The sequence below is a fragment of the Tibeticola sediminis genome (assembly GCF_003843835.1).
In the GTDB taxonomy this organism is placed as follows: domain Bacteria; phylum Pseudomonadota; class Gammaproteobacteria; order Burkholderiales; family Burkholderiaceae_C; genus Tibeticola; species Tibeticola sediminis.
The window spans coordinates 356,093-376,832 of record NZ_RKQL01000001.1; the positions used below are offsets into that span (position 1 = coordinate 356,093).

The 20,740-nt window shown below is 67.2% G+C and carries 19 protein-coding genes and 1 tRNA gene; 4 read left to right on the forward strand and 16 right to left on the reverse strand.

Annotated features, from left to right (window positions below):
• Positions 1-11 precede the first annotated feature (11 nt).
• Positions 12-1,109 carry a PilT/PilU family type 4a pilus ATPase gene (locus tag EDC62_RS01725; RefSeq protein ID WP_124219760.1) on the forward strand — a complete coding sequence of 366 codons (1,098 nt, stop codon included), beginning with the start codon at positions 12-14 and terminating at the stop codon, positions 1,107-1,109.
• 30 nt (positions 1,110-1,139) lie between these two features.
• Here EDC62_RS01725 and EDC62_RS01730 read toward each other — a convergent pair whose 3' ends face one another.
• Positions 1,140-2,078, reverse strand: a complete 939-nt coding sequence (locus EDC62_RS01730) for an EamA family transporter (RefSeq protein ID WP_124219762.1) — start codon at positions 2,076-2,078, stop codon at positions 1,140-1,142.
• Positions 2,079-2,174: 96 nt separating this feature from the next.
• Between EDC62_RS01730 and EDC62_RS01735 the strand changes: the two genes are divergently transcribed.
• On the forward strand, positions 2,175-2,636 hold the full coding sequence (locus EDC62_RS01735; protein ID WP_124219765.1) for an Lrp/AsnC family transcriptional regulator: 462 nt from the start codon (positions 2,175-2,177) through the stop codon (positions 2,634-2,636).
• A gap of 48 nt (positions 2,637-2,684) precedes the next feature.
• On the opposite strand, the gene EDC62_RS01740 is transcribed toward EDC62_RS01735, so the two are convergent.
• Positions 2,685-3,392 (reverse strand): HAD family hydrolase, encoded by a 708-nt coding sequence (locus tag EDC62_RS01740; RefSeq protein WP_124219767.1) that lies wholly within the window; start codon positions 3,390-3,392, stop codon positions 2,685-2,687.
• Positions 3,393-3,504: 112 nt separating this feature from the next.
• Here EDC62_RS01740 and hemH point away from each other — a divergent pair, with 112 nt between their 5' ends.
• Positions 3,505-4,596, forward strand: coding sequence for a ferrochelatase (hemH, locus tag EDC62_RS01745; RefSeq protein ID WP_124219769.1), 1,092 nt, complete (start codon positions 3,505-3,507; stop codon positions 4,594-4,596).
• Positions 4,597-4,672: 76 nt separating this feature from the next.
• Here the strand turns inward: hemH and EDC62_RS01750 are convergent, their stop codons facing one another.
• The 8 genes from EDC62_RS01750 to EDC62_RS01785 form a co-directional block, all read right to left on the reverse strand.
• Positions 4,673-5,548, reverse strand: a complete 876-nt coding sequence (locus EDC62_RS01750) for an alpha/beta fold hydrolase (RefSeq protein WP_124219771.1) — start codon at positions 5,546-5,548, stop codon at positions 4,673-4,675.
• 95 nt (positions 5,549-5,643) lie between these two features.
• Positions 5,644-7,383 (reverse strand): carboxylesterase/lipase family protein, encoded by a 1,740-nt coding sequence (locus EDC62_RS01755; RefSeq protein WP_124219773.1) that lies wholly within the window; start codon positions 7,381-7,383, stop codon positions 5,644-5,646.
• 37 nt (positions 7,384-7,420) lie between these two features.
• Positions 7,421-8,494 (reverse strand): branched-chain amino acid ABC transporter permease, encoded by a 1,074-nt coding sequence (locus EDC62_RS01760; protein ID WP_124219775.1) that lies wholly within the window; start codon positions 8,492-8,494, stop codon positions 7,421-7,423.
• An 8-nt stretch (positions 8,495-8,502) separates the two neighbouring features.
• Positions 8,503-9,486 (reverse strand): branched-chain amino acid ABC transporter permease, encoded by a 984-nt coding sequence (locus EDC62_RS01765; RefSeq protein WP_124219777.1) that lies wholly within the window; start codon positions 9,484-9,486, stop codon positions 8,503-8,505.
• Positions 9,487-9,660: 174 nt separating this feature from the next.
• The gene (locus EDC62_RS01770) at positions 9,661-10,440 is read right to left on the reverse strand and encodes an ABC transporter ATP-binding protein (protein ID WP_124219779.1); all 780 of its coding nucleotides are present in this window, start codon (positions 10,438-10,440) and stop codon (positions 9,661-9,663) included.
• A complete protein-coding gene (locus EDC62_RS01775) occupies positions 10,437-11,267 on the reverse strand; it encodes an ABC transporter ATP-binding protein (protein WP_124219781.1) in 831 nt (276 codons plus the stop codon). Before EDC62_RS01775 ends, EDC62_RS01770 begins: the two co-directional genes overlap by 4 nt.
• A 63-nt stretch (positions 11,268-11,330) precedes the next feature.
• Entirely contained in the window at positions 11,331-12,518 is a 1,188-nt protein-coding gene (locus EDC62_RS01780; protein ID WP_124219784.1) for a substrate-binding domain-containing protein, read from the reverse strand.
• Positions 12,519-12,678: 160 nt separating this feature from the next.
• Entirely contained in the window at positions 12,679-14,175 is a 1,497-nt protein-coding gene (locus tag EDC62_RS01785; RefSeq protein ID WP_124219787.1) for a sigma-54 interaction domain-containing protein, read from the reverse strand.
• Between the two features lie 158 nt (positions 14,176-14,333).
• On the opposite strand from EDC62_RS01785, the gene EDC62_RS01790 reads away from it, so the two are divergent.
• Positions 14,334-14,741, forward strand: coding sequence for an RNA-binding S4 domain-containing protein (locus EDC62_RS01790; RefSeq protein WP_425469937.1), 408 nt, complete (start codon positions 14,334-14,336; stop codon positions 14,739-14,741).
• A gap of 68 nt (positions 14,742-14,809) precedes the next feature.
• On the opposite strand, the gene EDC62_RS01795 is transcribed toward EDC62_RS01790, so the two are convergent.
• From EDC62_RS01795 to cysS, 6 genes are all read right to left on the reverse strand, one after another.
• Positions 14,810-14,903: transfer RNA gene (locus EDC62_RS01795), tRNA-Ser, on the reverse strand.
• A gap of 45 nt (positions 14,904-14,948) precedes the next feature.
• Entirely contained in the window at positions 14,949-16,211 is a 1,263-nt protein-coding gene (locus tag EDC62_RS01800; protein ID WP_124219793.1) for an aspartate kinase, read from the reverse strand.
• A 222-nt stretch (positions 16,212-16,433) separates the two neighbouring features.
• Entirely contained in the window at positions 16,434-17,390 is a 957-nt protein-coding gene (tilS, locus tag EDC62_RS01805) for a tRNA lysidine(34) synthetase TilS (RefSeq protein WP_124221076.1), read from the reverse strand.
• Positions 17,391-17,441: 51 nt separating this feature from the next.
• Entirely contained in the window at positions 17,442-18,419 is a 978-nt protein-coding gene (locus EDC62_RS01810; RefSeq protein ID WP_124219795.1) for an acetyl-CoA carboxylase carboxyltransferase subunit alpha, read from the reverse strand.
• 106 nt (positions 18,420-18,525) lie between these two features.
• Positions 18,526-19,230, reverse strand: a complete 705-nt coding sequence (locus EDC62_RS01815) for a DNA-3-methyladenine glycosylase family protein (RefSeq protein ID WP_124219797.1) — start codon at positions 19,228-19,230, stop codon at positions 18,526-18,528.
• The gene (cysS, locus tag EDC62_RS01820; RefSeq protein ID WP_124219800.1) at positions 19,227-20,636 is read right to left on the reverse strand and encodes a cysteine--tRNA ligase; all 1,410 of its coding nucleotides are present in this window, start codon (positions 20,634-20,636) and stop codon (positions 19,227-19,229) included. The genes EDC62_RS01815 and cysS overlap by 4 nt, the downstream gene beginning before the upstream one ends.
• Positions 20,637-20,740 lie beyond the last annotated feature (104 nt).

Genomic DNA, 20,740 nt, shown 5'->3' on the forward strand with positions numbered 1-20,740 from the left:
AAGGCCCGCCCATGAGCACTCCCAAACTCGCTGCCCTGTTTCGCGCCGCGGTCGCGGCACAAGCTTCCGACCTGTTCCTGATCGCCTACGCCCCACCCCGGCTGCGCGTTCAAATGCGCGCGGCCCCGATTCCGGGCTACCCCGCGCTCACCGCGGCCGAAGTCGATGGGCTTGCCCGTTCGCTGCTCACGCCGGCCCAGTCGGCCGCGTTCGACGCGCAGCAAGAGTTCAATCTCGCCTGGGACGAAGCCGGCGTCGGACGCTTTCGCATCAACCTATTCCGCGAACGTGGCCATGTCGGCATGGTGGCGCGGCACATCCGCGACACGGTGCCGCCAACGGAAACCCTCGGCCTGCCCGCGACGGTGCGCGAGTTGTCGCTGCTGCCGCGCGGACTCGTGCTCATCGTGGGTGCCGCGGGTTCCGGCAAAAGCACGACGCTGGCCGCTTTGGTGCGCGAACGGGCGCGTCGGCGAGCCGGCCACATCCTGACGGTGGAAGACCCGATCGAATACCTGCATGAGCACGATCAAAGCACCGTGGTGCAGCGCGAAGTCGGCTTCGACACCCAAAACTTCGGCGAAGCCATGCGCAATGCCATGCGGCAAGCGCCCGATGTGATCGTGCTTGGGGAAATTCGCGACCGGGAGAGCATGGAGCAAGCTCTCAACTACAGCGAAACCGGGCAGCTCTGCCTCTCGACGATGCACGCGGCCAACGCGGCGCAGGCCATCAAACGCATCATCAACTTCTTCCCGGAACATCGACACGCGCAAGTGCGGCTCGACCTGTCGATGAACCTCGAAGCGATCCTCTCGCAGCGCCTGCTGCCCCCAGCCAGCGACAGCGAGGGCCCTGTGCTGTGTACCGAGTTGATGTTGCGCTCGGCCCATATCGCGGACCTGATCGAAAAGGGCGAGGTCGACGAACTGCGCGTGGCGATCGAGAAAAACGCCGCACTCGGCATGCACACCTTCGACCAGGATCTGTTGCGGCTGGTGCAAAGCGGACGCATCACCCTCGAAACCGCCCTCGAGCACGCGGACTCTCGAACCGACCTCAGCCTGCGCCTGCGGGTGCGCAGCGCCCACGACCCGCACGCGGTCTGAAGCACGTCAAGCCTCGGTCGCGAGCGCCGCTCAGCGCGCGGGCCGCAGCAGGGCCGAGGCTGCCGGGCTGCGGTTGCGCGCAGGCAGCAGGATGAGCACGAGGGCCAGCAGAATCAGCGGCAGCGCGAGCATCACCCAACCATCGAGATGCTCACCGCCGATCAGGGCGCCCAAAAGCAAGGCGACCGCCGGGTTGACGAAGCTGTAGCTGCCCGCGAGCGCTGCCGAGGTGTGCTGGAGCAACCACAGATAGGCATTGAGCGTCACCAGCGTTCCGAGCAGCAGCAGGTACAACCAGGCGCTCAGGGTTTCGAGGCTCCAGTGCGCCGGATCGGGCACCGGCTCGAACGCGAGCGCCATCCCGGCGCAGACCAAGCCCCCGACCAGCCACTGCACCGCAGCGCCAACGCCCGGCGTGGGCTGTTCGAGCCGGCGGCTGGCATGAGAGCCCAGACTCCAGGCGAGCGGCGCGCCAAACGCCAGCAAAGCGCCCAGCGGCGTCGCCGAAAAATCGCGCTCGAGCGCGAGCAGCACCGCACCGAGCACGCCCAGCACCAAGCCGGTCCAGGTCCGCCGCGAAACCGGCGCGCCGCCGATGCGGCTCCAGAGTGTCAGCCACAACGGCATGGTGGTCACCACCGTCGCCATCAGGCCCGAGCCGATGCCTGCGCGTTGCGCAAACACGACGAAATTCATCGCCAAACTGACCATGAACCCACCCACGATCGCCGCATGCGCGAGCAGCCGCCAACCCGGCAGACGCTCGCCACGCGCCAGCGCCCAAAGCAACATCAACACGCCGGCGACGGTGAAGCGGCTGGCGTTGAGCCAAAGCGGCGAGATTTCCTTCAAAGCCACACCAATGGCAAAGTACGTCGTTCCCCAAACCACATAGACGAGCGCCAAGGCCGTCGCGACGCGCAAACCAAGGCCCGCCCCGCTCGGTTCACTCCAGACATTTTTTGCCATTTTTCGCACCCTCCGAAGGTTTTACGGTTGGCTTGACGATTGACGATATTTTATACGTATCTTCTCCGTATGCAGAACAATATATCGATTGATGAGATGGACGCAAGAATTCTTACGGCCATGAGCGTCGACAGCCGTCGTTCTTACGCCGACATTGGCCACGAAGTGGGTCTCTCCACCGCTGCCGTGCACGAGCGGGTGAGGAAACTCATCGAGCGCGGGGTGATCCGGCGCTTTTCGCTCAGCGTCGATCCGCTGGCGCTGGGCCTCGGTTTCACCGCCTTCGTGATGATTCGCAACGACGGCGGCGTGCACTGCCGCGAGGTTGCCCCGCGTCTGCGCGAGATGCCCGAGGTGCAGGAACTGCACAGCGTCGCCGGCGAATACGACTTCCTGGCCAAGATACGCACCAGCCACGCCCGAGCCCTCGAAGACGTGCTCTACGCCATCAAGGCCATCCCCGGCGTCGCCCGCACGACCAGCACGGTGGTCCTCAACACCGAGTTCGAGGATCGGCCGCTGCGTTTGCCCAGCGCCAAGTCGTCCGAAAACTCCTAAAAAGAGAGCACTAAACGACCGTTTTACGACGGCCTGTGACGCTTTTCTTTACGAAAGCAGCGCGCAGAGCTGCCGCAGGTCCGTCACGACGGCGTGTGGCCGGCGCGTCGGATCGGGCCAAGCCAAGCCCGTGCGATTGACCCAGGCGAGTTGCATCCCGGCGTCGAGCGCCCCGCGGCCATCGAGTTCCGCGTCGTCCCCCACATGCAAAACCGCCTCGGGTGGCACCCCTGCTGCGGCGGCACCGGCCAGAAAAATTCGCCGGTCGGGCTTGCCGTAGCCAATCTCGCGCGCGCTGACGGCGGCGCAAAAACGGTGTCCGATGCCGATGCGGTGCACGCACGCATTGCCGTTCGACAAGGCCACGACCGGATAGCGCGCCGAGAGCAGCTCGAGCGCGTCGATCGCATCGGCAAAGAAGTCCACGCGGTGACGCTCCTCGAGAAAAACCTCGAAAGCCGCCTCGGCCAAAGCCACATCCTCACCGGCGCGGCGCAACAGCGCGCGCAGCGCCTCCAGACGCAGCGCACCCAGGTCGTGCGCCAGATCGGGCCGTTCCGCCTCGACCGCCAGGCGCATCGCGCGGGTCACGCCCGGCTGGCTCGCGAGCGCGCCTGCCGCCGGGGCGTGGCGCACCAGCCAGGCCGTCAGCGCCTGCTCCGCGCGGGAAATCGTGGGCCAAATCGGCCACAAGGTGTCGTCGAGGTCGAGCGTGATGGCGCGAATCCGGCCGACGTCGAGGCCCACGCCCGCCATGGCACCGCTCGGGCCTGGTCCCTCGGGCGCAGGTGCGGGCGCCGGGCGGCGGCAGCCGCAGGGGAGAAGTTCAGTGGAATCCGAGGTTGTCATGGGTGGGCGAGAATACCGCATGCGCTTTCGCCCCGAACCCCCCTACACCCACGGCCAGCCGCCGCGGACCGCCGTGCTGCTGTGCAACCTCGGCACGCCCGAAGCACCGACCGCCAGCGCCTTGCGCCGCTACCTCGCGCAGTTCCTCGCCGACCCGCGGGTGGTGGAGATCCCCAAACCCATCTGGTGGCTGATCCTGCACGGCATCATCCTGCGGGTGCGGCCGAAGAAGTCCGCCGCCAAGTACGCCAGCATCTGGATGCCCGAGGGCTCGCCGCTGAAGGTCTGGACCGAGCGGCAAGCGACGAAGCTCAGCGGCTGGCTGGGCGAGCGCGGCCACCAGCTGACGGTGCGCTACGCCATGCGCTACGGCAACCCATCGGTGGCCGCCGAGCTCGACCGCCTCAAGGCCGAGGGCGCGACGCGCATCCTGATCCTGCCAGCCTACCCGCAATACAGCGGCACCACCACCGCCAGTGTGTTCGACGCCGTCTACGCCTGGGCCGCGCGCACGCGCAACATCCCCGAGCTGCGCTTCGTCAACCGCTACCACGACGACCCCGGCTACATCGCCGCGCTCGCGCAGCGCATCCGCGCGCACTGGCAAAGCCACGGCCAGCCCGACAAGCTGGTGATGAGCTTTCACGGCGTTCCTGCACGCACGCTGCAGCTCGGCGACCCCTACCATTGCGAATGCCACAAAACGGCGCGACTGCTCGCCACAGAACTCGGCCTGGAAGCCTCGCAGTGGCAACTGACCTTCCAATCGCGCTTTGGCAAGGCCAAATGGCTCGAGCCCTACACCGAGCCCACGCTGGTGGCGCTCGCGCAAAGCGGCGTCAAGCATGTGCAGGTGGTCTGCCCCGGCTTCACCAGCGACTGCCTCGAGACGCTCGAGGAAATCAACCAGGAAGCGCGGGAAGCCTTCCTGCACGCGGGTGGGCAGACCTTCGAATACATCCCCTGTCTCAACGACAGCGACGCCTGGATCACCGCACTCGCCGACCTCGCCGAACGGCATCTCACCGGCTGGCCCACGCGGGAGTTACCCGACCCCGCCGCGCTCGCCGCGCAACGCGCCGCGGCACTCGCGCTGGGGGCCAAACAGTAGTGGCGGCTGACGGTGGTTCGCCCGGCCCTGGTGCTGCGGCCCCGTGTGGGGTGGCCGCAAACGCAGGCCGCGCGCGTCAGGCACCTGCGTGCGCCTCGATGAACGCCGTCACCGCCTCGAGCTGATCGGGCACGTTGAGCGCCGGCGCATGCCCGCAGCCCGGAACCTCGATGACCTGCAGCCGGCCAGCCGCGCCCGGGCCGCGCGTGCGCATCTGCGCCACCGCCTGCGGCAGCACCAGATCGCTTTGGGCACCGCGCAACAACAGCACGGGCACCTGCAGCGCGTCGTAGTGCGGCCAGATGAGGTAGTCGTCGGGCTGGTGGTCGAACTGGCGCACCATGGCCGGGTCGTAATGCGGCGTCACCCGGCCGTCGGGCAATCTTCGGGTGGACGTCTCGGTGAGCCGCCGCCACTGCGCGTCGCTGAGCCAGCCATACGGCGCATAGACCTGGCGGAAGAAGGCCTCGAGCTCGCGCACCGTATCGAACGCCGGCGGCTCGCCCGCATAGGCTTTGATGCGCGCAATCGCCGGCGCCGCCAGCTCGGGGGCGTTGTCGTTGAGCACCAGGCTCTTGATGCGCGGCTTGAGCGATGGCTCCACCAGCCCGCCCGCGGCCACCGTGCCGATGGCCCCACCCATCGAGGTGCCCACCCAGTGCACCGCGTCGAGCTCGAGCGCATCGAACAGTTCGCGCGCCAGCCGCGCGTAGAACGCCAGCCGGTACTCCGTCTGCGGCTCGCGCGCCCACTGCGACAGCCCGCGGCCGAGGGTGTCGGGGCAAATCACCCGCCAGCCGCGGGCCGCCAGGTGCGCCGCGAGTTCATCCATGTCGCGCCCAGTGCGCGCCAGGCCATGCCAGGCGACCACGGTACGCCCGTGCTGCGCCCCCCACTCGGTGTAGTGGAGCTCGTAGCCCGCGCAGCTCAGGTAGTTGGAACTCAATGGCATGCCGCCCTCTGCTCAGTGGTGTGACGCGCAGCACCGTTGGCCCAAGCCCCCGAGCGGGCTGCAACCATCGAACGGCGTGAGCACACGGCGCCCCATCACTGCACGGAAATCGATTTGGCCGTGGGGCTGGCGTTGAACACCAGGGTGGCGGGCCAGTTCGGCCAGTTGACGCCGAGTGCGGCGGTGTTGGGGTCGCCATGGCGGGCGAAGGCGGCCAGCGTCTGCATCATGGCCGCAGACAGCTCCTGCCGCCCCGGCTGGTTGGCGGTGCTGAACCACACGTTGCCGAACAGCGAAGGGCCGAAGTTGCCGAAGATGAACGGCAAATCCGCCGTGTGCACCGCGCCGTAGATGTCGTTCCACGGGGCGGGCTGCCGGTCCCAGTCGAAACGGTAGTACCAGACCTTGGCCTGCCGGGCCTTGAGAGCGTTGAGCACGCTGTCGCGGTTGTTGAGGAAGAACACCCGGTTGAGCGCCTCGGCGCGCGCGGTGAAGCCGCTCACCGGCGCATCAACCGGCAGGTAGGACGGCGCGATCCACTGCTCCACCCGGGTCTGCGGCGCGGCATTCGGGTTGTAGCCGTAGTGGTTGATGAACAGTTCGGCATCCGAGACCAGGCGCGCATTGCCCGTGCCGCCGACCAGCGGCAGGAAGGACGGGAACAGCTTGCCCTCGTCGCGGGTGTTGCCCGCAAGCGTGGGCACGTCGACGAATTGGCCCGCCTGAATCGCGGCGATGGGGTCGGTCGCGACCACCGTGCCATCGGGGATCGGGCCTGATCCTGCCAGGCCCAGCGGCGCGAGTTTGATGAGCAGCGTGGCAAAGAGCTGCGCCGGCGTCTTGCTGCGCAGGTACTGGGCGATTTCGTCCGCACTGCGGCTGGCCACGTAGGCCTGGGCGGTGGCCGCATCCGAGGTCAGACCGTCGGCAATCAGCAGGTTCTGCAGCAGGGCATTACCCTGCAGCAGGTAGGTGCTGGCCGGGGCGATCATCGGCAGGCTGCCCGGCGGCAGCGAGGACGCGAGTGAAATGCCGCCAGACAAGGGCACGGTGCGGTGGAACGGCCGCGGGCTGCTTGCCACCATGGCGGGCGAGGTTTGCAGCGCCCAGACATTGATGGCGCCAGCCGACTGGCCCATGATGGTGACGCTTTGCGGGTTACCGCCGAAGGCTTCGGCATTGGTGCGCACGAACTGCAGCGCCTTGATGTGGTCGAGCAGGGTGAAGTTGCCCGAATCGGCCGCTGCATCCCCCGTCTTGAGCTGCGGCAGGTTGAAGAAGCCGAGCACGCCGAGGCGGAAGTTCGGCGTCACCACGATGGCATTGGCTGCCTTGGCCAACGCCGCGCCGTCGTAGACCGGGTCGGCGGTGTAGCCCGAAACGTTGCTGCCGCCGTGGAAGAACACGATGACCGGCAGGTTGGTCTCCGACGTGGCCGGGCGCCAGATGTTGAGGTAGAGGCAATCCTCGCTGCCCACCGCCTGCCCGAGCGTGCTGGCAATGCTGAGGTCGTAGCGGTTGTTGGCACCGGGGCCGTAGATGCGCCCGTATTGCGCGCAGGCGTTGCCGAAGCTGGTAGCGGCGCGCCCGCTGGTCCAGGCCTCGGGCTCCTGCGGCGCCCGCCAGCGCAGCGCGCCCACCGGGGGCTTGGCAAACGGAATGCCCTTCCAGGCGTAGGTGCCACTGCGCACGTCTTCCGCGCCGATGACCTCGCCCAGATGCGTCTTGCGCCGCAGGGGATCGTCCGAACCGCCGCAGGCGACCAGCATCAATGACAGGCCGGCGACTGCGGCCCAGGTGGCCAGCCGCGCTCGAATGGCGTTCAGCGTGTTCATGGGCAGGTTCTCCTCTTTGGGTTGGGAAAGCGACGCCTCAAGGCTTTCGCGGCAGCCGCAGCCGCAGCCGCCCGACGATGCCCGTAGGGAAGTGGTAGACCGAAAGCACGAACAACAGCCCGAGCCAAAGCAGCCAGCGGTCGGGCGAGAGCAACGCCGACAGCCAGGGCCAGGCGACGGTGGCGTCGCTGGAGAGGCGCAGCAGATCCTGCAGATAGCTCTGCGCGACCACGAACAGCACCGAGCCGATCACCGCGCCATACACCGTACCCATGCCGCCGATGACGACGATGAGTAGCACATCCATCATGATCTCGAAGGACAGCGAGGTGTCGGGCCCGTTGTAGCGCAGCCAGAGCGCGAGCATCGCCCCGGCCAGCGTGGCGAACAGCGCGGAGAGCACGCTCGACAAAGTGCGAAACACCACCACCCGGTAGCCGATCGCCTCGGCGCGGAACTCGTTCTCTCGGATGGCCTGCAGCACGCGGCCGAACGGCGAGTTGACGATGCGCAGCAGCGCCAGCACCAGCGCCAGCGCTGCGAAGAACAGCAGGTAATAGGTGAGTAGCCGGCCGTCGATGGAGACGCCAAGCACCGGCTCCTCGACGAAGCGCGTGGCCGGCATGAGCCACGCTGGCAGGCGAAAGCTCAGCCCATCTTCGCCGCCGGTGAAGTCCGACAACTGCGAGGCCAGCGTCTGGAACGCCGCGGCCACCGCCAGCGTGATCATGGCGAAGAAGATGGCCCGTACGCGCAGCGAGAACAGGCCGATGGCCAGCGCCAGCAACAGCGAAACCCCCAGCGCCGCGCCCACGCCCAGCGCGATGGCTGCCAGACTCGGCTCCATCCGGGTGCACGCGATGGCCACGCCGTAGGCGCCGATGCCAAAGAACATGGTGTGCGCAAAGCTCACGATGCCGGTGTAGCCCAGCAGCAGGTCAAAGCTCGCCACCAGCACCACGAAGACCAGAATCTTCGCCGCCACATTGAGCGCCTTGACGCCCGGTAACACGAAGGGGGCGGCCGCCAGCCCCAGCAGCGTGAGTACCAGCAGTACCGCCAGCACGCGGCTGCGCGGCAGGTCGCCCGAGAGGATGCGTTCGAGGTTCATGCGTGCCCTCACCGGTTGGCCACCGGGTACACGCCCTGCGGCCGCCACAGCAGCACCGCCATCATCAGCGCGATGTTCGAGAACAGCGCCACCTTGGGCGCAAGGAACCCGGTGTAGTTCGCCATCAGCCCCACCAGCAGCGCGCCAATCAGCGCTCCGCCGGTGCTGCCGAGGCCGCCGATGATGATGACGATGAAGATCAGCACGTTGACCTGCGCGCCCATCTGCGGCACCACGTTCTGCTGGTACAGCCCCCACATCACACCGCCGAGCCCGGCGAGCGCGCTGCCGGCAACGAACACGCCGAGGAACAACCGGTGGATGCGGTAGCCCAGCGCTTCGACCATCTCGCGGTCCTGCACGCCGGCGCGAATCAACAGACCGATCTTGGTGCGCGAGAGCGTCCAGGCCTGCAGGGCGAAGACCGCCAGCCCCACCGCCACCGCTGCCAAGCGGTACTTCTCCACCGCCGCGTCGCCCCAGGTCAGCGCGCCGCGCAGCGCCTCGGGCAGCGGCAAGGCGATCTGCTCGGGGCCCCAAATCACCTTGATCAGCTCCTCGCCGATGATCATGCCGCCCATGGTGATGAGGATTTGCTTGAGGTGCTGCCCGTACACCGGCCGCACGATCAGCCGCTCGAACGCCAGGCCCACCGCGCCAGCCACGGCCATCGCCACCGCCATGGCCAGGCCCACGGCCGCGAGGTTGCGCCACAACTCGGCAGAGGCAGTCCAGTCCGCCATGCCGCCGAGCACGCTGGTAGCCACGAAGGCACCCAGCGCGATGAACACGCCGTGGCCGAAATTGAGCACGTCCATTAGGCCGAACACCAGCGTGAGCCCCGAGGCGATGATGAAGATGATCATGCCCATGGCCAGCCCCGCGACGGTGAGGGTGAGCCAAGTCGAGCCCGAGCCCACCGCCGGCAGCGCTGCCAGCGCCAGCGCCGGCACCAGCCACAGGGGCTTGCGGTCCATGGCGGCCGCGCTCATGCGCGCCCCCGTGTCTGGGTGAGGCGCGTGCGCGCCACGCCGGCTGCGCAACGGGCCCGCGCAGACCGGCGGGACCGTTGCCTAGCGGTGCCGCAAGCAGGACCGAGAACTCCTTTTTTCATAGCGTTACCTGACCATTTCGCGCTGGGGTTCGGGGGAAAACATCAAAAATCTTCAGATGGAGAGTCCCAGCAGCCGCTGCTGCAGCTCGGCATCGGCGGAGAACGCCGCCATCGCGCCGGCGTGCACCACGCGGCCGTTGTCCATCACCGCCACCGTGTCGCCCAGGCGGCGCGCGAAGGCAAGGTTCTGCTCCACCAGCAGCAGCGTCACGCCGCTGGCCTTGAGCTGGGCAAAGGCGTCGATCATGTTGTTCACGATGGCCGGTGCCAGCCCCTTGCTGGGCTCGTCGACAATGAGCAGGCGGCGCGGCTCGACGATGGCGCGCGCCACCGCGAGCATCTGCTTTTGCCCACCCGAGAGCTTGCCCGCCGGGTGGTTCCAGAACTTTTCCACCGCCGGAAAGAGCGAAAAAATCCATTGCAGCCGCGCGCTGTCGATCTGCGCGGCGGTGCGCGCGCGCCGGGCCGCGAGCAGCAGGTTTTCCTTGACCGTGAGGTCGGCAAAGATGCCCATGTTCTCCGGCACGTAGGCGATGCCGAGCTGCGCAATCTGCGGCGTGGAAAGCGCGCTCAGCAGATGCCCGTCGAAACGCAGTGCGCCCGACGACGCCTTCCACAAACCCATGATGGTGCGCAGCGTGGTGGTCTTGCCCGCGCCGTTGCGCCCGAGCAGCAGCGTGACCTGTCCGTGCGGCACGCTCAGGTCCACGCCGTGCAAGATGTGGTAGGCGCCGATGTGAGTGTGCACGCCTTGCAGCGTGAGCAGCGGCTCGGCCGCGACAGCCTGCGGCGCGCTGGCCAGCGGGGCCGGCGGTGAGGAAACGGTGTTCATGCCGCCGCCCTCCCCGCTTCGCCCGGGGCCGCTGCGCCGCCCCCCGACGGCGCAGCGGCCGTCCCGCCCTCGTCCGCGGCGGTGCCGAGATAGGCCTGCTGCACCACGTCCGAGGCCATCACGGCAGCGGGCTCGCCGTCGGCAACCAGGGTGCCGTTGTGCAGCACGATGATGCGGTCGGCCAGTTCGCGCACCACGTCCATCTTGTGCTCGACGAGCAGGATCGTGTGCCGCGCATCGGCCTTGAGGCGGCGGATGAGGTCGAGGATCACCGGCGCCTCGTCATGGCTCATGCCCGCAGTGGGCTCGTCGAACAGGTACACCTTGGGTTCGAGGGCCATCAGCAGCGCCACTTCGAGCTTGCGCTGGTCGCCGTGCGGCAGGCCGGCCACCAGGTTGTGGGCGCGCGCGCTCATCGCCACCGACTCCAGAATCGCCTCGGCGCGTTCGGTCAGCGCGCGGTGGTCGCTCCATAGGCTCCAGAGGTTGAGGCCGCGGCGGTGCGCGCCCTCGCGCGTGGCCTGCACGGCCAGGCGCACGTTCTCCAGCACGCTCAGGTGCGGGAACAGGTTGGTGAGCTGAAACGCGCGTCCCAGCCCGGCGCGGGTGCGTGCAGAGGCGCTCAGGCCGTCGAGCACCTGGCCGTCGAGTCGTACCTGGCCAGCGGTGGCGGCGATCTGGCCGGAGATGAGGTTGAAATACGTCGTCTTGCCCGCGCCGTTGGGGCCGACGATGGCCGTGAGCGTGCCCGGCGTGAAACGGCACGAGACGGCGTTGACCGCCACATGGCCGCCAAAACGAACGGTGAGATCCTGGGTTTCGAGCATGGCTGCGCCCGGCCCACGCGGGGCCGGCCGGAGAACGCAAGCGCGGGGGATGCGACGCGGCGCTTAGCGCTTGTTGAGGATGGGCACGTTCATTTCCTCGGGCTTGATCTCGTGGATCAGCTCGGGAACGCCCCAGGCAAACGCCGGGTCCACCTTGATGCGGAAGTGATACATGCTCTGCATGGCCTGGTGGTCTTCCTTGCGGAAGGTCATCTTGCCTTTGGGCGTGTCGAAGCTCATGCCTTCCATGGTGCGGATGAGCTTCTCGGTGTCGGTGTCGCCGTTGGTCTTCTGCAGCGCGGTGACCACCGCCATCGCCGCGGCGAAGCCGCCTGCGGTGAAGAAGTCCGGCGGCGTCTTGAACTCGCGGTAGTGCATGGATACCAGCGCCTCGTTGACCGGGTTCTTCGGAATGCCGAAGTAGTAGTAGGCCGCGCCTTCCATGCCGGGGAACTGCTTGTAGGCCGTCATGGCGGGCAGGATGTTGCCACCGGTGGCGATTTCGATGCCGTAGCGTTTGAGGTCGAGGTCGGCGATCTTGAACGGGTTGCCGCCGGCCCAGATGATGAAGATCACCTTGCGCCCGGGCAAGCCTTTGAGCTTGTCGATCATGCGCTGGCCCCCGGCGGTGAAGTCGGTGGTAGCCGGGGGCAGGTACTCCTCGTGCACGATCTTGGCCTTCTTGAGCGCATTGCGGAAGGCCTTGACGCCGTCGCGCCCAAAGGCCGAGTCCTGCGCCATGGTGACGATGGAGACGCCCTCCTTGTCCAGCGCCACAGCGTTGGCGATGGCGTCCTGGCTGGAGTTGCGACCGGTGCGGAAGATGTAGCGGTTCCACTTCTCGCCGGTGATGGAGTCGGCCACGGCCGGCTCGACCAGCAGGATTTTTTTGTACTCTTCGGCCACCGGCAGCATGGCCAGCGCCACGGGCGACGCAGTCGGCCCCACGGCCAGGTCCACCTTGTCGTCGCCATAAGCGGCGGCGAGCAGGCTCTTGCCCAGGTCGGGCTTGCCCTGGTCATCCTTCTCGATCACTGTGATCTTGCGCCCGGCCACCGTCATGGTGCCGCCGGTGGCGTACTCCAGCCCCATGCGAAAACCGGTGGCGGTCTGCTTGCCGTAGGCCTCGAGCGGCCCGGTCTTGCTGTAGATCAGCGCGAGCTTCACATCCTTGGCCTGGGCCAGGGCCAGCGGCGTGACCAGGGCAGCAGCGGCCAGAGTGGCCAGCGCGAGGGTGGTGCGGCGTTGCATGGGGCAGTCTCCTTGTTCGGTGGTTTGCCCATGCGTTGCATGCTTCATGCCAGGCGGCAAGTGCTTGATGTGCCGCTATCTGCCGCTTGAACAACCCAGTCAGCGTTCAATATATAGACATTCACAATGTCCGAATATCGAACAGTTGTCTGAAGTTCGATCAGGGTTTACCCAAGCGTTCGTACAGCGTCGCTCGGGAAATGCCCAGCAGTCGTGCGGCAGCGAGCTTATTGCCGTGAGTGGCTTCAAGTGCGGCAGTGATGGCACGGCCTTCGATCTCGGCCACCTGCTCGGCCAGCGGCCGCAGAAGCGCGGCGGCGCCGGCCGTGTCGGCTACAGGGCTGAGCGCAGGCGCCACCGGCCCAAGGCCCGAGTGGTGCAGCAGGCGCTCGAGCTGCGCGGCATCGATGCGCGGCCCGTCGGCCGAGAGTGCCGCCTGCTCCAGCACATTGCGCAGTTCACGGATATTGCCGCGCCAGCTCTGCGCGGCCAGCAGCGCCAGCGCATCGGGCAGCAGTTCAGGCGGCACCACGCCGGCACGGTGGGCCAGGTCTTCGGCGAGCACCTCGACCAGGGCGGGGATGTCCTCGCGGCGCTCGCGCAACGGCGGCACGCGCAGCGGCAGCACGTTGAGCCGGTAGAACAAATCCTCGCGAAAGCGCCCCTCGCGCACCAGTGCAGCCAGGTCGCGCGAGGTGGCGGCGATGATGCGCGCGTCGAAGGGCACCAGCCGGTTGGAGCCCAGCGGCTCGATCTCGCCTTCCTGCAGCGCGCGCAGCAGCTTGGCCTGCAGGCCCTGCGGCATGTCGCCGATTTCATCGAGAAACAGGGTGCCGCCGTCGGCGAGCTTGAACTTGCCGTCGCGGCCCTTGCGATCCGCGCCGGTGTAGGCGCCGGGGGCGACGCCGAAGAACTCGGCTTCGAGCAAGGTGTCGGGCACGGCGGCGATATTCACGCTCACGAACGGCCCCTGCGCGCGCGGCGAGGCTGCGTGGATGGCATGCGCGAGCAGTTCCTTGCCGGTGCCGGTCTCGCCGAGCAGCAGCACCGGGCTGCTCGAGCGCGCCGCGCGCCGCGCCTGGCGCTTGACCTCCTGTGCGGCGGCGCTGGAGCCGACGAAGCTCGCGAAGGTGTACTTCGCCTGCCGCTGGCCGCCACCCAGCGCGCTGCGCTGCGCGGCCAGTTCGCGGCGCGCCTCGTCGAGGTCGCGCTGCAGCAGCGAAAACTTGGCGATCAGCGGCTGCAGGCTCTCCTGCGGCTGGTCGAACAGCACGATGCCCAGCGCCCCGATGACCTCGCCGCCGTCGTCGCGCAGCGGAATGCGGCTGACGACGAAGGTGCCCGCGCGGTTGGTCAGCAGGTCAATGAGGATGGGCTTGCCCGTCTCCAGCACCTTGTGCATCTGCGTGTTCTGCACCACGGCCGACACTGGATGGCCGACGAAGTCCTCCTCGCGGGCAAAGCCCAGCGCGGGCAGAAAGCGGCGGTACTGGTCGTTGATCCAAACCACCCGCGCCTCGCGGTCGACCAGCAGCATGCCCTCGCTGGCGCTGGCGAGCACCGAGAACAGCGAGCGCGCCGCCAGCGCAAGAATGCCTTGCGCATCGCGCGGCAGCGCGGCCGCGGCGTCGGCCGGTTCGGTGCGGGAAGCGTCCATGGCGCGATGGTAGCGCGGCCTCGAGACCACCGGGCATATCATTTTTGATAGCACTACCTGACCATTTGACGGTGGGGCTTCGCGCAAAAGCATCAAATCCTGTCCTTCCAGCGCCCCTGACCTCCGTCCCAAGACCCTGTGGCGCGACAATGCAGCCCATGGACCGCTTGCGCATCGACAAATGGCTGTGGGCCGCGCGCTTCTACAAGACCCGCGCGCTGGCCGTGGAAGAAATCGACAAAGGCCGTGTGCAGATCAATGGCCTCGTGGCCAAGCCCGCACGCGAGGTCAAACCCGGCGACACCGTGCAGCTGCGCCAGGGATCGGTGCAGCGCACCGTGGTGGTGCGCGGCATCAGCGCCCAGCGCGGGCCGGCCAGCGTGGCGCAAGCCCTCTACGAAGAAACACCCGAGAGCATTGCCGAGCGCGAGCGCGCCGCTGAACAACGCCGCCTTGCGCCCGAGCCCGCGCTGACGCTGACCCACGGCCGCCCCACCAAGCGCGACCGCCGCGAGCTTGGCAAGGCCCGATGGAACGGGCGCTGGAGCGCGTCGATCGACGAGTGAGACTGCGCCCGGGGTCGAGGGGGAAAAACAAAAGCCCCGATGCATGAGCAGTCGGGGCTTTTCCTTTTTGGCGGAGACGGAGGGATTCGAACCCTCGATGCACGTTTTAGCGCGCATACTCCCTTAGCAGGGGAGCACCTTCGGCCTCTCGGTCACGTCTCCAGTCTCGCCATTATGCCAGAGCACGGCGGCTCGGCGGCGGGAACCTCATTCGGCGTCGAGGCCGAATGCGCGATGCAGGGCCCGCACGGCGAGTTCCATGTATTTCTCGTCGATGACGACCGAGGTCTTGATCTCGGAGGTGGAGATCATCTGGATGTTGATGCCCTCTTCCGAGAGGCTGCGGAACATGGTGCTGGCCACGCCGACATGGCTGCGCATGCCGATGCCGACGATGGACACTTTGCAAATCTTCGCGTCCCCCACCACTTCCTGCGCGCCCAGGGCCGGAGCCACTTTTTCCTTCAGCAGGTCCATGGTGCGGGCGTAATCGTTGCGGTGCACGGTGAAGCTGAAGTCGGTCCGCCCCTCTTTGCCGACATTCTGGATGATCATGTCCACCTCGATGTTGGCGTCAGCGACGGCGCCGAGGATTTGGGCAGCAATGCCGGGCTTGTCGGGCACGCCCAGAACGGAGATTTTCGCTTCGTCGCGGTTGAACGCGATTCCCGAGACTACGGCTTGTTCCATGTCTTCATCTTCCTCAAAAGTAATCAGGGTTCCCGAGCGGGCCTCTTCTTCGATGGGGATGTCCCACGGTGTGAAACTCGACAGCACACGCAGCGGCACTTTGTATTTGCCGGCAAACTCGACCGAGCGAATCTGCAGCACCTTCGAGCCGAGGCTGGCCATTTCGAGCATTTCCTCGAAGCTGATCGAGTGCAGCCGCCGAGCCTCGGGGACGATGCGCGGATCGGTGGTGTAAACGCCGTCCACGTCGGTGTAGATCAAGCATTCATCGGCCTTGAGCGCTGCGGCCACCGCCACGGCCGAGGTGTCCGAGCCACCACGGCCCAAGGTCGTGATGTTGCCGGCCTCGTCCACGCCCTGAAAACCAGTGACGATGACGACCTTGCCAGCGGCCAGATCGGCACGCACCCGCGCGTCGTCGATCGAGTCGATGCGCGCTTTGGTGTAGGCGCTATCGGTGCGGATCGGAACCTGCCAGCCCGCGTAGCTGACGGCTTCGAGGCCCTCGGCTTGCAAGGCGATCGCGAGCAGCGCGCTCGAGGCTTGCTCTCCAGTGGCCGCCAGCATGTCGAGTTCACGGTAGTACGCGGTGTCGGGCCGCTCGGGAGCGAGTTCCTTGGCCAGGCCGAGCAGGCGGTTGGTCTCGCCGCTCATGGCGCTCGGAACGACGACCATCTGGTGGCCGGCGCGGGCCCACTTGGCCACGCGCTTGGCGACGTTGCGGATGCGCTCGGTCGAGCCCATCGACGTGCCGCCGTATTTGTGAACGATCAATGACATGATGCTTGCAAGCTGCGAATAAGTAGGGAGGGTTCCGGCGCCATCCAGACGCGAAGCGGCGGGCAGGCGCCACGATCCACGCGGCGCCGGGTCGCGAGGCCGTCACGCGCCGCAGACGAAGCCGCTGCCGGTGAGCTTCGATGACGACACTGGACCACTCCCGATTGTATCGGCCCGTCCTGACCGGACCTGACGAGGTCGAAGCACGTGCCGAGCCAGGGTTTAGCTTTCTTCGGGCATCCACACCAGACAGTCGCCGCGGCGCTCCGCCAGCCCTCGGCCGACGCGAATCCGCAGTCCATGGCCGCGCGTGCTGCAGTGGGCAATCTGCCTCGAGAGTTCGGACAGCTGCGCGGCCGTCGGCGTGGTGCCATGCCGGGTCCGCAGCCAGAACCGCAAGAGGTTGCGGCGGCGCGGCTCCGAGAGCAAGCGCAGCGCTGCGAGGGCGGGCGGATCGCCCACGCGCTCGAGGTCTTCGCGCGCGAGTTCCTCGAGCAGACCTTGCGCCTCGGCTGCGTGGCGGGCGCTGCGCGCAAAGAGCGCTCGAAACTGCGGCAGGCTCGCGTCGAGCGCCGGCAAAACCGTGGCCCGCAGACGGTTGCGCAGGTACTGCGGGTCGGCGTTGGTCGGGTCCTCGATCCAGCGCACGCCCCGGCAGCGCAGCCACTCGCGGATCGCCCCCGCAGGCACTTCCAACAGCGGGCGGTGCCAGCGCAGGCCCGAGCGCTCGGCCACCGCGGGCATGGCCGCCAAGCCGGGCAGGCCCGCCCCACGCGAGAGCGCAATCAGCAGGGTTTCCACCTGGTCGTCGGCGTGGTGCGCCAGCGCTATATCTTCAATAGCATCCGGCGACCGAATGGCGCCGGCAATCCGCCGAATTTCTTCATATCGGGCGCGCCGGGCAGCGTCTTCGGGGCTCTCGCCGCAGCGGTGACGGGCGTCGACGCGGCCCACGCTCAGCGGCACGCCGATCTGGGCGCAAAAGGCACGGCACGCCTGCTCGAACGCATCGGCCGCGGGCTGCAAGCCGTGGTGGACGTGGATCGCGTGGACCCGGCCTGGCCAACGCTGGGCGCACGCGAGCAGCAAAGCCGTCGAATCGGCCCCACCGCTGTAGGCCACGGCCAGCGGCAGCCGCGGCTGAAAGCGCGCCAGGGCGACATCGACCGCGGTGTTCATCATCGATGAACGCCGCGCGCCGGCAGTCGGACGCGAGGAGCGGCCGCCGCCTCAGCGTCGTTCCGCCTTGGTGTCGGTGAAGCGGCCATAGCTCATCAGGCGCGCGTAGCGCCGGTCGAGCAGGTCTTTGGTCTTGAGGTCGGCGAGTTGGCGCCAGGCTTCGGCCAAGGCGCGCTTGAGGAAGGCGGCCATCTGCTTGGGGTCGCGGTGCGCCCCGCCCACGGGTTCATTGACGATTTTGTCGACCAAGCCCAACGCTTTGAGGCGATGCGCGGTGATGCCCAGGGCCGCGGCGGCCTCCTCGGCCTTGTCGGCGGTCTTCCACAGGATCGACGCGCAGCCCTCGGGACTGATGACCGAGTAGACCGCGTACTGCAGCATCAAGACCTGGTCGGCGACCGAGATCGCCAGCGCGCCGCCCGAGCCGCCTTCGCCGATGATGGTGGTGACGATCGGCACTTCGAGCTGCGCCATCTCGAAGATGTTGCGGCCGATGGCCTCGGACTGGCCGCGCTCCTCGGCGTCGATGCCGGGGTAGGCGCCCGGTGTGTCGACAAAGGTGAACACCGGCAGCCCGAACTTCTCCGCGGTTTTCATGAGGCGCAGCGCCTTGCGATAGCCCTCGGGCTTGGTCATGCCGAAATTGCGCAAGGCGCGCTCTTTGGTGTCACGGCCTTTTTGGTGGCCGATCACCATGCACGGCATGCCGTTGAACCGGGCCAGCCCGCCGACGATCGAGAGGTCGTCGGCGAAATGGCGGTCGCCGTGCATTTCGGTGAAGTCGGTGAAGATTTCCGAAACATAGTCGAGCGTGTAGGGACGCTCGGGGTGGCGCGCAATCTTCGTGATCTGCCACGGCGTGAGGTCGGAATAGATGTCCTTCGTCAGCTGCTGGCTCTTTTTGCTGAGCTGCTCGATTTCTTCGGAAATGTCCACCGCCGACTCGCTCTGGACATAGCGCAATTCCTCGATCTTGCTTTCGAGCTCTGCGATCGGCTGCTCGAAGTCGAGATAGGTCTTCTTGGCCAAGGCCGTTCTCCTCGTGAATTCGGGTGTTGGAGCCCCGGGTGGATCGGACGCTGCAGGCCGCCGAGGTCGGCGCCGCGCCCTGCGGCCACCCCAGATCGCATTCAGTTCAGTAGGAAACGGGGTGGGGATCCAAAGCGCGCCAAATATACCAAGTCGCCACGCTGCGGTAAGGCGCCCAGGCGGCGGCCACCTCGCGGGCATCGCTGCGGCTCACCGATTCGCCAGAAAAATAGTTTTCACTGATGCCGCGGATGAGCCCGACGTCGTCGAGCGGCAGCACGTCGGGCCGCAAGAGGTGAAAAATCAAGAACATCTCGGCCGTCCAGCGGCCCACGCCGCGAATCGCAATCAGTTCGCGGATGATGGCTTCGTCGTCCATCTGGGGCCAAGCCTCGACGTGCAGCGCGCCCGAGTCGAAATGCAGCGCCAGGTCGATCAGGTATTCCACCTTGCGCGCGGACAGGCCTGCGGCGCGCATGTCATCGACGCGCATGCGCAAGACCGCGCGCGGCGTCACCTCGTCTGCAAGCACTTTGAAGCGGTCCCAGACCGACTGCGCGGCCTTGACCGAAATTTGCTGGCCGATGATCGAACGCGCCAGCGTGCCGAACGCGTCGCCGCGGGATTCGAGGCAGGCATCACCAAACCGCGGAATCAGGCGCTTGAGCACCCGGTCCTTGCGCATGAGGTGGCGCGTCGCTTCATCCCAGTATGCGGGCTTGACGCAAGGCGACAGGCCCCCAACCGCGTCCGCCACCGGGCCCGCCGCGGGAACCCGCAGGGGTGCATCCAAGTCGTCTCGGGACGTCATGGCGCCGCCACTTCCCAAGTGGTTCCCGAGGCAGCGTCTTTGAGAACCACGCCGGCGGCGGCCAGCTCCGCGCGGATGGCATCGGCCTGCGCAAAGTCGCGGCGCGCCTTGGCTGCGGCGCGCGCCGCGATGCGCTCCTCCACCCACGCGGCGTCGATCGACTGCGCCGCGCCGCCACTTTGCAGAAAACGCCGCGGCTCGTCTTGCAGCAAGCCCAGCACACCCCCGAGCGCCTGAAGCAAGCCGCTGAGCGCGCCGGAGCGCGTGCGGTTCACTTCGCCGGCGAGGTCGAACAACACCGCAACGGCCTCGGGCGTGCCGAAGTCTTCGTCCATCGCAGCCTTGAAACGCGCGGCGTACGGTTCGCTCCAGTCGATGGCAGCCAACGGCTCGGGCGGCACGGCGTCGAGCGCGGTGTAGAGCCGCTTGAGCGCCGCGCGCGCATCGGCCAGATGCGCATCGCTGTAGTTGAGCGGGCTGCGGTAGTGGCTGCGCACCACGAAGAAGCGCACGGTTTCGGCGTCGAACCGCTGGAGCACATCGCGGATGGTGAAAAAGTTGCCGAGCGACTTCGACATCTTCTCGTTGTCGACGTTGATGAAGCCGTTGTGCATCCAAAAGCGCGCCAGCGGTTTGCCGTGCGCGCCCTCGCTTTGCGCAATCTCGTTTTCGTGGTGCGGAAACTGCAGATCGGCGCCGCCGCCGTGGATGTCGAAGGTCTCACCGAGCAGCGCGCAGCTCATCGCCGAGCATTCGATGTGCCAGCCCGGTCGCCCGCGCCCGTAGGGATGTGCGGGCTCGACGGTGTCGCTCCACTTGGCCTCTTCCGGCTCCTCGGGTTTGGCGGCTTTCCAAAGCACGAAGTCGAGCGGATCTTCCTTGCCCGCGGCCACCGCGACGCGCTCGCCCGCATGCAGTTCATCGAGCGACTTGCCCGAGAGCTTGCCGTAGCCGGCAAAACGCCGCACCGCAAAGTTGACGTCGCCGCCCTCGCCGCGATAGGCGAGCCCCTTGTCTTCCAGCGTGTGGATCAGTGAGAGCATCTGGGGCACATAGTCCGTGGCGCGCGGCTCGAAGCTCGGGCGCTCGACCCCGAGCGCATCGGCGTCTTCGTGCAGCGCCGCGATCATGCGGTCGGTCAGGCTGCGCAGCGTCTCGCCGTTTTCCAGCGCGCGACGGATGATCTTGTCATCGATGTCGGTGATGTTGCGCACATAAGTGACGCGATAGCCCGAAGTGCGCAGCCAGCGCTGCACCACGTCGAAGGCGATCATCGAGCGCGCATGGCCGAGGTGGCAGAAGTCATAGACCGTCATGCCGCAAACATACATGCGCACATGGCCGGGTTCGAGCGGCTGGAATGCCTCCAGCGCACGCGCGAGCGTGTTGTAAATGCGTAGGCTCATGGAAAATTCGGAAAACAAAAAAGGCGCCTGCACGGCCGGCGGCGCCGAGATCACGGTGCAGCGCACGCGCGCAAGGCGACCCGTGATGGGTGGCTACAATCGTT